Source organism: Morganella morganii (assembly GCF_019242955.1).
Classification (GTDB): domain Bacteria; phylum Pseudomonadota; class Gammaproteobacteria; order Enterobacterales; family Enterobacteriaceae; genus Morganella; species Morganella sibonii.
In genome coordinates, this window is record NZ_CP066129.1 from 3,547,798 (window position 1) to 3,560,509 (window position 12,712).

The window sequence follows — 12,712 nt, forward strand, 5'->3', positions numbered from 1 at the left end:
AAATCATAGTAATAGTAATTTTTATGTAAATACGGGTGTGATTATTCAGACAGATAATTATTTTAAAAACAGCAGGAATTATTGAACAAAAAGCATTCAGTTCAACTTAAGCTAAATAATGAGTTCATTTATTTATAACAAACTTTCCAGTTCATTAATTAATAGGTCCACCAGAATAAAAAATCCCGTTCTGGACTTTGAGTCATCCCGTTTGGTGTCATAACTGTCAGAGAAACAAAACAGCGTATTATTCGCGTATGAGGTCAGTTCATTGGTATGGAAGGCGGTCATACTGATGATGTGGGCATCTTTCAGCTGGACGATTTTAGCGGTTTCGATAATCTTTTTGGTTCCGCCGGAGAGTGAAATAAAAATTACCGTATCGTCTTTGCTGACAAGGCGGGTAAAGGAGTCAGAAAGGTTATAATCATTAATAAAAAAGCAGTGCAGCCCGAGCGAGAATAACAAATGCTCCAGATAATAGCCGACCGCCTTGCTGGTTCCCCGGGCTACCAGGAAAATATTCCGCGAACCGTGTAATGTTTTTGCACAATCCCGGATCTGATCTTCATTAATCAGCGTAAAAGTCTTATGAATATTATTTTCGAGCTGTTTTTTATAAGACGCAGGTGCTTTTTTCTCTGCTTTATTTTGTGAGAGGATATGATTGTTAATCTGAAATTTAAGTTCTTTAAACCCGCTGAAACCTAACTTCTGAGATAAATTGATAATCACCGTTTTAGAAACAAACGTTTTGGCGACTAATTCATTAATATTCAGCCAGGGGATATCAGCAATATTTTCGGTAAGATATTTTAATACCTTCTTCTCACTGACGGTTAAGTTATCGTAATTCTTCAGAAAATCCAGCATATCCGGCACTCCCCCGTTTCAGCGGCAATATCTTCCGATAATACCTCATAATAATGATAAACAGTGGATATTATAAATCACATCCGTCATTAACATACAAAAAAAGCCTGTAACCAATTAAGGTTACAGGCTTTTTCAGCAAACAAGTGCAGTCAGACTACATGATTACATCATGCCGCCCATACCGCCCATGCCGCCCATACCACCGGCTGCACCTAAATCCATTTTGTCGTCTTTAGGCAGATCGGTGATCATCGCTTCAGTGGTGATCATCAGACCCGCGATAGAACCGGCGAACTGCAGAGCAGAACGGGTGACTTTAGTCGGATCCAGGATACCCATTGCGATCATATCGCCGTATTCTTCAGTTGCTGCGTTGTAACCGTAGTTGCCTTTACCGCCTTTCACGGTGTTAACAACAACAGATGGCTCTTCACCGGCGTTTTCAACGATCTGACGCATAGGTGCTTCCATTGCGCGCAGCGCTACACGGATACCCACGTTCTGATCTTCGTTATCGCCGGTCAGGGCAGTCAGAGCAGCCGCAACGCGGACTAATGCAGTACCGCCACCGGCAACAACACCTTCTTCAACCGCTGCGCGGGTTGCGTGCAGAGCATCGTCAACACGGGCACGTTTTTCTTTCATTTCAACTTCAGTTGCCGCACCGACTTTAATGACAGCAACACCGCCTGCCAGTTTCGCTACGCGCTCCTGCAGTTTTTCACGGTCGTAATCTGAGGTTGAATCTTCGATCTGCTGACGGATCTGACCAACGCGTGCTGCGATAGCCTCTTCGTCACCCACACCATCAATGATAGTGGTGGTATCTTTGTTGATAACGATACGTTTTGCCTGACCCAGGTCTTCCAGAGTCGCTTTTTCCAGCTCCATACCGATCTCTTCAGAGATAACAGTACCGTTGGTCAGGGTAGCGATATCCTGCAGCATGGCTTTACGACGGTCGCCGAAGCCCGGTGCTTTCACCGCAGCCACTTTCACGATACCGCGCATGGTGTTAACCACCAGTGTTGCCAGCGCTTCACCTTCAACATCTTCTGCGATGATCATCAGAGGTTTGCTTGCTTTTGCAACGCCTTCCAGAACCGGCAGCAGTTCACGGATGTTGGAGATTTTTTTGTCGACCAGCAGGATGTACGGGTTTTCTAATTCAACAGAACCGGTTTCCGGTTTGTTGATGAAATACGGGGAGAGGTAACCGCGGTCGAACTGCATACCTTCAACAACATCCAGTTCGTCTTCCAGGCCGGTACCTTCTTCAACAGTGATAACGCCTTCTTTGCCGACTTTATCCATCGCTTCCGCAATCAGTTTACCGACGGTTTCATCGGAGTTTGCAGAGATAGTACCTACCTGCGCGATAGCAGTGGTATCAGAGCACGGAGCAGACAGTTTTTTCAGTTCTTCAACGGCTGCAACAACGGCTTTATCGATACCGCGTTTCAGATCCATCGGGTTCATACCTGCTGCAACGGCTTTCAGGCCTTCAGTGATGATAGACTGTGCCAGTACGGTTGCAGTGGTGGTACCGTCACCCGCAGCGTCGTTCGCTTTAGAGGCAACTTCTTTCACCATCTGCGCACCCATGTTCTCGAACTTGTCGTCCAGCTCGATTTCACGTGCAACAGACACACCATCTTTAGTGATAACCGGTGCGCCGAATGATTTGTCTAACACAACGTTACGGCCTTTCGGACCTAAAGTAACTTTTACTGCGTCTGCCAGAACATTGACACCACGGAGCATTTTAACACGGGCGTCGTTACCGAATTTTACGTCTTTAGCTGCCATTATTTCTATTCCTTCGAATGCTTTTATGGTTTAAGAAGATCTGAGTACAACCAGTACGGTGTAATTATGCTTCGACAATCGCCAGGATGTCGCTTTCAGACATAATCAGCACTTCTTCATTATCAATTTTTTCAGCTTTTACGCCGTAACCATCATTGAAAATCACGATATCACCGACTTTGACGTCGAGTGGTTTCATTTCGCCGTTTTCCAGGATGCGACCGTTGCCTACTGCCAGCACTTCACCACGGGTCGATTTACCTGCCGCTGTACCGGTCAGGACGATCCCGCCCGCTGATTTCGCTTCAACTTCTTTACGCTTAACAATAACACGGTCGTGCAAAGGACGAATTTTCATTGATAGATCTCCTGTAAAAAATCCGTATCAAATAACGTGGATTAAAGGTTCAGGCCGGATACTAATACCATTGCCATGTTTGAGCAGATGGGGTCAGTTCCGGACAAGTTCAAGGGGGCAGAGATGAAAAAAATACGAAATTTCACGGTCTCTGTCCAAACTGTTCAGATATCAGGGTTTATCCTGCGGATTATCATCATTGCGCGATACAGGTGACTGATTAAGCCGCTGTGACGGAGTCTCTCCGCGGCGCTCAAATTCCCCTTCGTAAACATTTCCCTGATTTGCAGAAGTACCGGCGAACGGGTTTGTCCGCGGCTGATACACACGGATAAACGGCAGTACGCGGGACACCAGCAGTTTCTGTACCGGCGGCAGCAGCAACAGCAGCCCTAAGAAATCGGTGAAAAAGCCCGGCAGTACCAGCAGGATCCCGGCCAGCACCAGAGAAACGCTTTTGATCATCTCTGCCGCAGGACTTTCACCTGCCTGAATTTTCTGCTGAATCAGACTCAGATTACGCATTCCCTGATTACGCACCAGAGACACGCCGAGACAGGATGTCAGCACCACCAGCACCAGTGTCATAAACACACCGATAGCAGATGCCACGTGAACAAAAATGACCGCCTCAATATAGATCAGCAGACAAATGAGGATAAGGGGTAACCAACGCATAACGTCTTCCTTATGTGGTGCACTGTGATGTAAAAAACCGCCCCTTTGTCAGCCTTTGTGAACTACTTCTAAGAGACGCGCTGTAAATTCGATTTTTAGTCATAGATGTACATAATGATGGGGCCATTTCAGACGTTTTCAAGCGCGGCACGTAACGGAATCGCACAGGATATTTGTGATTTATCGCACATAAGAGTGATAATAGTGCAAACATTTCAGTTAATAAGTGATCTGGCTAAAAGGATTCAACGCAAATTCAGAATATCATCACTAAGAATGCAATAAACCAAGTGATACTCACTATTAATATCGGACAAAATAATATAATTGCTGTCTTTACTATTAAGTAAGACAACCATTCAATCAAAGAAGGTTCTCATGTCAAATAATTTTCGTATCGAAGAAGACCTGCTGGGTAAACGTGAAGTACCGGACGACGTGTACTATGGTGTCCATACACTGCGGGCTATCGAAAATTTCTATATCAGCGACCGTACGATCAATGATGTCCCGGAATTTATCCGTGGCATGGTGATGGTGAAAAAAGCCGCTGCCATGGCGAATAAAGAACTGCATACTATTCCGCGTGCGATTGCGGATACCATTATCAAAGCCTGCGATGAAGTCCTGATCCACGGTAAATGTATGGATCAGTTCCCTGTGGATGTTTTCCAGGGCGGTGCCGGTACGTCACTGAACATGAATACAAACGAAGTACTGGCAAATATCGGCCTGGAACTGATGGGCCACAAAAAAGGGGAGTATGAATTCCTCAACCCGAATGATCACCTGAACAAAGCCCAGTCCACCAACGATGCCTATCCGACCGGCTTCCGTATCGCCGTTTATAATTCAATTACCCAGCTGATTAAATCAGTTGAGTATCTGAAAGGCGTATTTGATACCAAAGCAAATGAATTCAAAGACATCCTGAAAATGGGCCGTACCCAGTTACAGGATGCCGTTCCGATGACATTAGGCCAGGAATTCCACGCCTTTGCCATCCTGATGAAAGAAGAGGTTAAAAACCTGCACCACTCTGCACAACTGGTGCTGGAAGTGAACCTGGGTGCCACCGCGATTGGTACCGGGCTGAACACCGCACCGGGTTACCAGAAGCTGGCAGTGGAAAAACTGGCGGAAGTCACCGGTCTGCCATGTGTCCCGGCAGAAGATCTGATCGAAGCGACCTCTGACTGCGGCGCTTACGTGATGCTGCACAGTGCGCTGAAACGTCTGGCGATGAAACTCTCCAAAATCTGTAATGACCTGCGTCTGCTCTCTTCCGGTCCGCGTGCGGGTCTGAAAGAGATCAATCTGCCGGAAATGCAGGCGGGTTCTTCTATTATGCCGGCGAAAGTGAACCCGGTAATTCCTGAAGTGGTTAACCAGGCCTGTTTCAAAGTTATCGGTAACGATGTATGTGTTACCATGGCGGCTGAAGCGGGTCAGTTACAGCTGAACGTCATGGAACCGGCCATCGGCCAGGCTATGTTTGAGTCTATCTCCCTGCTGAGCAACGCCTGCCGTAACCTGGGTGAAAAATGCGTTTCCGGCATTACTGCCAACAAAGAAATCTGTGAAGCGTATGTGTTCAACTCTATCGGTATCGTAACGTATCTGAACCCGTTCATCGGCCACCATAACGGGGATATCGTCGGTAAGATCTGTGCGGAAACCGGCAAGAGTGTACGCGAAGTGGTTCTGGAGCGCGGTCTGCTGACTGAAGCTGAGCTGGATGACATTTTCTCGATTGAAAACTTAAAAAATCCGGCCTATAAAGCAAAACGTTTTGATGATTAATATAACAATAATAAATACATAGAACATAAAAGCACGTCATCGCAAGGTAACGTGCTTTTTTATTACCTTACTACAAAAATTTAACATTTTTCTATGGGATTTTACAGGAGCACTTATGCTAGCCATCGAGTTTATTATCGTACTGCTGGCCATTTATCTTGGGGCGCGCCTCGGGGGGATAGGCATCGGTTTTGCCGGCGGACTGGGGGTTCTTGCCCTGGCAGCCATCGGCGTGAAACCGGGCAGCATCCCGTTCGACGTGATCTCCATTATTATGGCTGTTATCGCTGCAATCTCTGCCATGCAGGTTGCGGGCGGGCTGGATTATCTGGTTCAGCAGACTGAAAAACTGCTGCGCCGTAATCCGCGCTATATCACCATCCTCGCCCCGATCGTTACCTATTTTCTGACACTGTTTGCCGGTACCGGTAATATTTCACTGGCAACCCTGCCGGTGATCACCGAAGTTGCCAAAGAACAGGGCATTAAACCTTCACGTCCGCTTTCCACAGCGGTTGTGGCCGCGCAGATAGGGATCACCGCGTCACCGATTTCAGCTGCGGTCGTATATATGTCCTCGGTGATGGAACCGATGGGGGTCAGCTATCTGCATCTGCTGATGATCCTCCTGCCATCCACCTTTGTCGCCATTATCCTGATGTCCTTTATTGTCTCCTGGCTGTTTGATGACAAGCTCGCCAATGACCCGGTCTTTAAAAAACGCCTTGCCGAAGGTGTGGTTGAACTGAACCGCAGTGAAAAAGCCGCTATCAAACCGGCTGCCAAACTGTCAGTGCTTCTGTTCCTGCTCGGCGTCCTGTCAGTTGTGGTCTTTGCGGTTGTGAACAGTAAGAGTGTCGGGCTGCTGTCCGAACCGATTATGACAACCACTAACGCTATCCTGATTATTATGCTGAGTGTTGCGACACTTATCACCCTGATTTGTAAGGTAGAGACAGATATCATCCTGAACTCCAGTACCTTCAAAGCCGGGATGAGCGCCTGTATCTGTATCCTGGGTGTGGCGTGGCTGGGCGATACCTTTGTTCAGGCGAACCTGGACTGGATCAAACTGACGGCCGGTGATTTAATCACGCAGCATCCGTGGCTGCTGGCGGTTATTTTCTTCTTCTGTTCTGCCCTGCTCTATTCACAGGCCGCCACTGCCAAAGCGCTGATGCCGATGGCACTGGCGCTGGGTGTCACACCACTGACCGCCATTGCCTCTTTCTCTGCGGTTTCCGGTCTGTTTATCCTGCCGACCTATCCGACGCTGGTCGCGGCAGTTCAGATGGATGACACCGGTACCACCCGTATCGGTAAACTGGTCTTTAACCACCCGTTCTTTATACCGGGTACCATTGGTGTTGCGCTGTCAGTCTGCTTCGGCTTCCTGATCGGCAGTATCGTTCTGTAATTTCCTGCTCTGCTCAATCCGCCCTGCGGGGCGGATTGAGATTGCAGACAAAGCAGGATAAAACGTGGTTTTTCCTGGTTTATTTTTACAACCTCTGGCAGTCGTCGCCAACCCCTGCGGGTTTGTCAACGGCCTGAATCCGCCCTCCAGGGCGGATTTTATTTTCCTGCGTCTCTCGCCTTTCATCCGCACTCACGTTATTCTGAACGCTATTGCCTCAATCAGGGAGAACCTGCTGTGCAACGTGAAGATGTCCTCAATCAGGCACTGAGTCTGCTGGAAAACCACGGCCTTCTGATGTCTGAAGCCACCCTCAACGATAACCTGGATATTGATCCCGAACGTCTGCGGATTTTCTGGCCAACCCGTAACGACCTGCTTTACGACTGCCTGCGCCACCACGGCAATCAGATTGATATCTGGCAGCGACGTGTTCTGCTGGATGAATCTCTGTCCTGCGAAGACAAACTGCTTGCCCGTTACAGCGCACTCGCGGAACGCGTCCGGGAAAACCGTTTTCCGGGATGCCTGTTTATTTCTGCCAGCAGCGCATTTCCTGATACGGATCACCCGATCCATCAGTTATCCCGCCAGCAGAAACAAAGTGCCTTTGCATTCACCACAGAGCTGCTCAGAGAGCTGGATATTGATGATTGTGATATGGTGGCCCGTCAGCTGGAGCTGATTCTGGAAGGATGTCTGAGCAAGCTGCTGATTTCCCGCAGCAGCAGTGATATTGATACTGCCCGCCGGCTGGCAGAAGACGTGCTGACTATCGCCCGCTGCCGCAAAAACGGCGCACTCAGCTGATTTATTCACCATTTGCATAAATTGCACCCGTATTCTGCATAAAAAGAGCACACTCACACTTTTTTTATGGTTTTTTGACAGAAAGGCATTGACGCAAACCACGGAATACGGTTTAATGCGCCCCGTTGCCCGGATAGCTCAGTCGGTAGAGCAGGGGATTGAAAATCCCCGTGTCCTTGGTTCGATTCCGAGTCCGGGCACCACTATTCATAAGGCCTCGCTGAAAAGCGGGGCTTTTTCCTTTTCTGGCTACGGTAGATTTCTGGTCGTTGCATTACGTTATTTGTTTGCTGGATTTCTCGCCATCTTTGTAGATGTTCGTTACTTTTAAACACCTCAACACCCTCTGATGTGCCTCTTCCTTACCCCACTGCTACGGTCTTTCTACGGTCCCCTACGATTCCCTTCTCTCAGATTATCCATAATGGAGTAGAAAATACGGGGAAAGCGTGGGAATTGGCATTTAGACTTAATCTTCTGGTCTCTAATAGAGATTGTGCCGCGGGGAATATGTTGGGTAATCCCACTTCTTCAACCGGGGAAAATCTTACAACATAAGCCTCCTGTAAGTATCCTGGAGAAAAGCCTTGAGAAGATGACGCCCGACCAGTTAAAGACCGTGGCGGAAGAATTGCAGACAGGCTACAGCAATCCCACGCCGGAGCTGCTGACCATGGCAATCCAGGCGGGGATAAAAACATCCGATTTTGCAGCCTATCAGATAGCGCTTGTTGTCACGAATGGCGTGGCAAAAGCCCTGTTAGGCAGAGGGCTGACCGTTGCAGGAAATGCCATGCTGACACGTACCATGGGCGCTTTTGCAGGTTCCGTGGGCTGGGTGCTCAGTTCTCTCTGGCTGCTGATAGATTTAGCCGGTCCGGCATACCGGGTAACGTTACCATCCTGTATTTTTATTGCCTACATGCGCCAGAAGCATCTGTATTCACCTGAGAGTACTGACGTTTAACACTTACATTTAAGGTTTTCAGGCTTTAAAAAACTTCAGAGGGCGGACAAACCCTGTCCGCTACTGCTGGCATCATTTCCCGGCAAAATTCGGGAACGATGTATGACGCTGATAACACAAGAAAACGAACATGACAGACTGGCAACCCGCCTTTCCATCATCCTGAGCCGTTTGTTTCAGGGTGAAAAGTTGCATATCGGGACGCTGGCAGAAGAATTCGGAGTGACAACGCGAACGCTGCGGAGGGATTTCAATGTCCGCCTCACGTATCTTGATATTGAACAGAGCAACGGCGTATATCAGCTTGCCTCACATTACTTTCGTCGCCGTACAGAACGGGATATGAAAATACTGGCGAGACTACTGCATCTCAACCGTCTGTTACCCGCGATGGATGCCAAACTGCTGAGCCTGATGCTTGACGGGGAACGCCCCTCGCCCTACAGGATTATGCTTCCGGAACCGCGCCAGAAACCCACGCTGTTCGGTGATTTCAGCAGACTAACGCTCGCTATACTTAACCAGACCAAGGTGCGTATCAGAACCGACGAAAACGTCAGCCATACCGTTCATCCCTATCGTCTGCTTTGCAGCCATGCGGAGTGGTTTCTTGCCGGATGTGCTCTATCGGGTGTGTTCGTTATCTCCCTGTCCCAAATCAGGCTGGTTGAAGTATTACCGGATACGACGTTTGAGATCGACAGTGCGCTTATTTCGCTGATTGAACAATCTGACTTTATGGAAGCGTTACCCCACATGAACATTATTCATCAGATAATGGATTACGGGACAAAACAACCGAATAATCGCAATTAAAATCACAACATATTATTAGTGATGATTAAATCACATTCACATGATAAGTGAGAAAATTATGATTATCGATAGGGAATACGCACTTGTAGATAAAACAGCAAGACTTAACACTGACCTGCGTGACTTTGAAAGAGAAATAAACAGAGCCGCCAGCGTAACTTTTGGCAATGATCTGACTGATATAAGCATTTATCAGTTCAGTTTTATCATTAAAGTCAGAACAGATGGTGAGAAGATAAAACACGGTCTTCTTGTTAACTTCGGGAAAAACATAGCAAGACAGGTTTCATCTCTTTGTGCATCTGCGATGCGATTCTACTCGAATGAAAAACACAAGCCTAGTCGTCAGCTTTTCAGATGCATAAATAATGTAACCGACACAGAAAACGACCCGTTTTAAAATATGACATTATAAGATCGACCAGTCAATGTAATCTATTTGACTGGTCTATTTTGCAATCTAAAATTTCTATTATCATATCTACTTATAAATTATAGACAAAAGAAACCATCAAGAAAGTATATCCAAAGATAAAACGCCAATTCCTTTTGAGAATGAAAATGATATTTCTGTTACGCCTGAACTTCTTTATTTTACCTAACCGATAAATAAGCATCTCTCTTTCTTTTTCAGGAATATTATCATTCATGATCTTTCCTAAAATCATCCTCTCTGACTTAACAAATGAATACTTTCGCTGAAGAACTTTGAGCTTACCAGTAAAAAATAACATTGTAAGAATGAATGCCAATATTTGGAATAAGTGGTTAGGTATCCCCCAGCAACCAATAGTTGTAAGCAATAACCATTCTGCCACAGAGTCTTTCTGTAGATTCTTCCACCATTGATTCATATCTCTGGCGTAAAATCTTATCTCTTTTTTAATGCTGTAGTAATCACTGTCTTTAATTTTCATTTAATTACATCACCAATTAAAATTATTCAGTCGGTTCATGCAGATCTTTTATTAGCTCCTCAGCATCAAAACCATCTAAATACTCTCTTCTAAGCTTTAGTTTATTAAGCAAATAATTATTAGACAACTCGAACTCTGAGAATATAGTACCCCAAGTTTTAACATATCCTTTTATACGGCCATTTTTCACATCAAACACTAAGCCAGGTTCATTTCGTGCTTCCGCAGTTTCTAACGCAGCACCAATTTCAAAATCAGAGCTGGATATTTTTCTGCCAACAAGAATCAACTCAAACCCCATATTTTCCATCGAAAAACCAGGGTGCTGAAGGATTATTTTTGCGTAATCTTTCAATTGCTTAAGATGTTTTTCATTTAAAGAAACACTCGGTTTTTTTATTTCTATAATCGTACATTGGAAGTAGCTTTCACCACGGCCATTAAACTCAACTCGTCGTCTTGCAAGAAAGAGATCTACCTGTCTGCGAACTCCTTCAATATCCAGTCCATCAGCAAGATCATTTTGATCAAAATCATCTGATGTAAGTGTATCTATGCCCTTAACGTGATTTCTCAAATTATAGGCTATTCTCTGAAAATCATCTTCCTCAGCACCTAACATGGTATATTTATTGCCGAATAACCATGTATTATTCTCGATGACAAGTTGTAGGTCAGGTGTTTCTCTTACCTTATCATAATGACTTACTATAACTTCCTTTAATTTCTGAACAGCAGACTCTCTACGCTGCAAAACTTCAATAGTAGAAACTATATTCTGAAGTGATGTTTTCTCTATTTGAGATTGTAATTCACACAGGCTTTTATGATCTAATTCAAGGATGCTTTCTAATACATCAAAAAGCTCGCTATTTTCATTAGATACTATTAATTTATCGATAAGATGTATAAGAATCTTAGCTTGTTTGGATTTTAAATTTGAGAAGATCGATGGATCAGCATAATAAATACTACTTATTGTGTTTTTTATGGTCTGCATTCTCCATTGAGCATCCACTTCTAAAAGATTAGAATAAGATGGAAAATATCCTTTTTCTTCATACTCAAATATTTTTTCATCCACAAACTCTTTTAAGAAATTATCATAAATTTCCTTTCCTATCTTTTGAATTTCTGATTTCAATTTTCTATATTCATCAGAACTAATACTGACTTTTTTCTCGTCACTAAAGTTCAAACTAGAATCATGAATATCAAAAAGCTCCACCCAATCAGAACGAGTATAGGTACTAAGATAAAAATTTGGCTTATGGTTAAAACTGCTTAACTCTCGAAAAACAATTCTACCTTGATTATTAACAAGATAATTATATGATTTTTCAACACCAGGCTTACTTACCCAGCGAATAAACAAGACATTAAAGGTGAAATTGTCAAATTCGATATTTTTTTCAATAGATACATTCAGCGGAACACTGATTTCAACATCATTTAGAAAAAGTTTTCTATTTTTATTTAATGACAGTCGCCAGCCGAAATTATTTTGCAGTTTCTTGATGATAGAATCATTACCAGGCAAATTTTTGGTAAAATGCCGTAAGACAACACATGTTCCATTTTGCAAATTTCTTAAGGATGCATGTTGTTCTGATTCAAGAAGCTCTACAACCTTAAAATCTCGAAGGCTTTCGCTATTTATCGTAATCTTAAAGTCGTGCCCTTGATAACGGGTAAACCAAATTGCTTCCTGGCTAAACAAATGAAAAGATAAGCGTCCCTTACCATGAGCACCTTGTAAATCATCATTTCCTTGTTTAAGGGACTCATTAAATCTTGAAAAATGTTCTTCACATTTATCAATATTAATGCCGGAACCATTATCTAACACCGATACAGATTCCAGCCCTCCAAGGTCATTCCGTTTGATTTGGACATCAACCTTACTGGCTCCTGCATCGAATCCATTTGCTACTAGTTCGACAACCGCCTGCGAAGGTTCATCCTTCCAGCGAGTAAAAAGCTTCTTGATACCAGCATGAGTAATGTTTGTTGTACCGACAAACTCTCTTTTGCTCATGGGTAGTGTCCGTCCTTGAAGGTTTAGAGAACATACAATTCTAATGCCCGAAAGTTTATCATAATTCTTACGATCAAAAAGTACCCTTCACTTCATACATTGAAAAGGTAGCATCTTGGTAGAACCATCACAGTAGAAGTTCAGACATAAGCATGGGCAATCGTTTAGAAACATACTAGCATGTGGCCGTTTTTGACCCAGAAGCAAGGGACTTAGATAAAAA

12 protein-coding genes and 1 tRNA gene are annotated in these 12,712 nt (G+C 44.7%); 7 read left to right on the plus strand and 6 right to left on the minus strand.

Annotated elements, in window-relative coordinates; genetic code table 11:
- Positions 1 to 132 precede the first annotated feature (132 nt).
- From JC793_RS16705 to JC793_RS16720, 4 genes are all read right to left on the minus strand, one after another.
- Entirely contained in the window at positions 133 to 873 is a 741-nt protein-coding gene (locus JC793_RS16705; RefSeq protein WP_046893122.1) for a MurR/RpiR family transcriptional regulator, read from the minus strand.
- A gap of 165 nt (positions 874 to 1,038) precedes the next feature.
- A complete protein-coding gene (groL, locus tag JC793_RS16710; RefSeq protein WP_166708596.1) occupies positions 1,039 to 2,685 on the minus strand; it encodes a chaperonin GroEL in 1,647 nt (548 codons plus the stop codon).
- Between the two features lie 64 nt (positions 2,686 to 2,749).
- The gene (locus JC793_RS16715; RefSeq protein WP_004240601.1) at positions 2,750 to 3,043 is read right to left on the minus strand and encodes a co-chaperone GroES; all 294 of its coding nucleotides are present in this window, start codon (positions 3,041 to 3,043) and stop codon (positions 2,750 to 2,752) included.
- Between the two features lie 171 nt (positions 3,044 to 3,214).
- On the minus strand, positions 3,215 to 3,721 hold the full coding sequence (locus JC793_RS16720) for an FxsA family protein (RefSeq protein WP_046893097.1): 507 nt from the start codon (positions 3,719 to 3,721) through the stop codon (positions 3,215 to 3,217).
- A 378-nt stretch (positions 3,722 to 4,099) separates the two neighbouring features.
- Between JC793_RS16720 and aspA the strand changes: the two genes are divergently transcribed.
- The 7 genes from aspA (at position 4,100) to JC793_RS16755 (ending at position 9,934) form a co-directional block, all read left to right on the plus strand.
- A complete protein-coding gene (gene aspA / locus JC793_RS16725; protein ID WP_004234963.1) occupies positions 4,100 to 5,524 on the plus strand; it encodes an aspartate ammonia-lyase in 1,425 nt (474 codons plus the stop codon).
- Positions 5,525 to 5,639: 115 nt separating this feature from the next.
- The gene (locus tag JC793_RS16730) at positions 5,640 to 6,941 is read left to right on the plus strand and encodes an anaerobic C4-dicarboxylate transporter (RefSeq protein ID WP_046893098.1); all 1,302 of its coding nucleotides are present in this window, start codon (positions 5,640 to 5,642) and stop codon (positions 6,939 to 6,941) included.
- A gap of 237 nt (positions 6,942 to 7,178) precedes the next feature.
- Positions 7,179 to 7,751, plus strand: a complete 573-nt coding sequence (gene dicD / locus JC793_RS16735) for a division control transcriptional repressor DicD (protein WP_046893099.1) — start codon at positions 7,179 to 7,181, stop codon at positions 7,749 to 7,751.
- A gap of 127 nt (positions 7,752 to 7,878) precedes the next feature.
- A tRNA-Phe gene (locus JC793_RS16740) sits at positions 7,879 to 7,954 on the plus strand.
- 392 nt (positions 7,955 to 8,346) lie between these two features.
- Entirely contained in the window at positions 8,347 to 8,718 is a 372-nt protein-coding gene (locus JC793_RS16745; RefSeq protein ID WP_247717269.1) for a ubiquinol-cytochrome C chaperone family protein, read from the plus strand.
- A gap of 102 nt (positions 8,719 to 8,820) precedes the next feature.
- Positions 8,821 to 9,534 carry a helix-turn-helix transcriptional regulator gene (locus JC793_RS16750; RefSeq protein ID WP_218426744.1) on the plus strand — a complete coding sequence of 238 codons (714 nt, stop codon included), beginning with the start codon at positions 8,821 to 8,823 and terminating at the stop codon, positions 9,532 to 9,534.
- Positions 9,535 to 9,592: 58 nt separating this feature from the next.
- Positions 9,593 to 9,934, plus strand: coding sequence for a hypothetical protein (locus tag JC793_RS16755; RefSeq protein WP_218426746.1), 342 nt, complete (start codon positions 9,593 to 9,595; stop codon positions 9,932 to 9,934).
- An 85-nt stretch (positions 9,935 to 10,019) separates the two neighbouring features.
- Here JC793_RS16755 and JC793_RS16760 read toward each other — a convergent pair whose 3' ends face one another.
- Together JC793_RS16760 and JC793_RS16765 are read right to left on the minus strand one after the other, a co-directional pair.
- Positions 10,020 to 10,451, minus strand: coding sequence for a hypothetical protein (locus JC793_RS16760; protein WP_218426748.1), 432 nt, complete (start codon positions 10,449 to 10,451; stop codon positions 10,020 to 10,022).
- Positions 10,452 to 10,473: 22 nt separating this feature from the next.
- On the minus strand, positions 10,474 to 12,489 hold the full coding sequence (locus JC793_RS16765; protein ID WP_218426750.1) for an ATP-binding protein: 2,016 nt from the start codon (positions 12,487 to 12,489) through the stop codon (positions 10,474 to 10,476).
- Between the last annotated feature and the right edge of the window lie 223 nt (positions 12,490 to 12,712).

Coding starts and splice junctions, on each gene's coding strand:
- JC793_RS16705 (WP_046893122.1), bottom strand. CDS start 873: ATGCTGGATTTTCTGAAGAATTACGATAACTTAACCGTCAGTGAGAAG.
- groL (WP_166708596.1), bottom strand. CDS start 2,685: ATGGCAGCTAAAGACGTAAAATTCGGTAACGACGCCCGTGTTAAAATG.
- JC793_RS16715 (WP_004240601.1), bottom strand. CDS start 3,043: ATGAAAATTCGTCCTTTGCACGACCGTGTTATTGTTAAGCGTAAAGAA.
- JC793_RS16720 (WP_046893097.1), bottom strand. CDS start 3,721: ATGCGTTGGTTACCCCTTATCCTCATTTGTCTGCTGATCTATATTGAG.
- aspA (WP_004234963.1), top strand. CDS start 4,100: ATGTCAAATAATTTTCGTATCGAAGAAGACCTGCTGGGTAAACGTGAA.
- JC793_RS16730 (WP_046893098.1), top strand. CDS start 5,640: ATGCTAGCCATCGAGTTTATTATCGTACTGCTGGCCATTTATCTTGGG.
- JC793_RS16745 (WP_247717269.1), top strand. CDS start 8,347: ATGACGCCCGACCAGTTAAAGACCGTGGCGGAAGAATTGCAGACAGGC.
- JC793_RS16750 (WP_218426744.1), top strand. CDS start 8,821: ATGACGCTGATAACACAAGAAAACGAACATGACAGACTGGCAACCCGC.
- JC793_RS16755 (WP_218426746.1), top strand. CDS start 9,593: ATGATTATCGATAGGGAATACGCACTTGTAGATAAAACAGCAAGACTT.
- JC793_RS16760 (WP_218426748.1), bottom strand. CDS start 10,451: ATGAAAATTAAAGACAGTGATTACTACAGCATTAAAAAAGAGATAAGA.
- JC793_RS16765 (WP_218426750.1), bottom strand. CDS start 12,489: ATGAGCAAAAGAGAGTTTGTCGGTACAACAAACATTACTCATGCTGGT.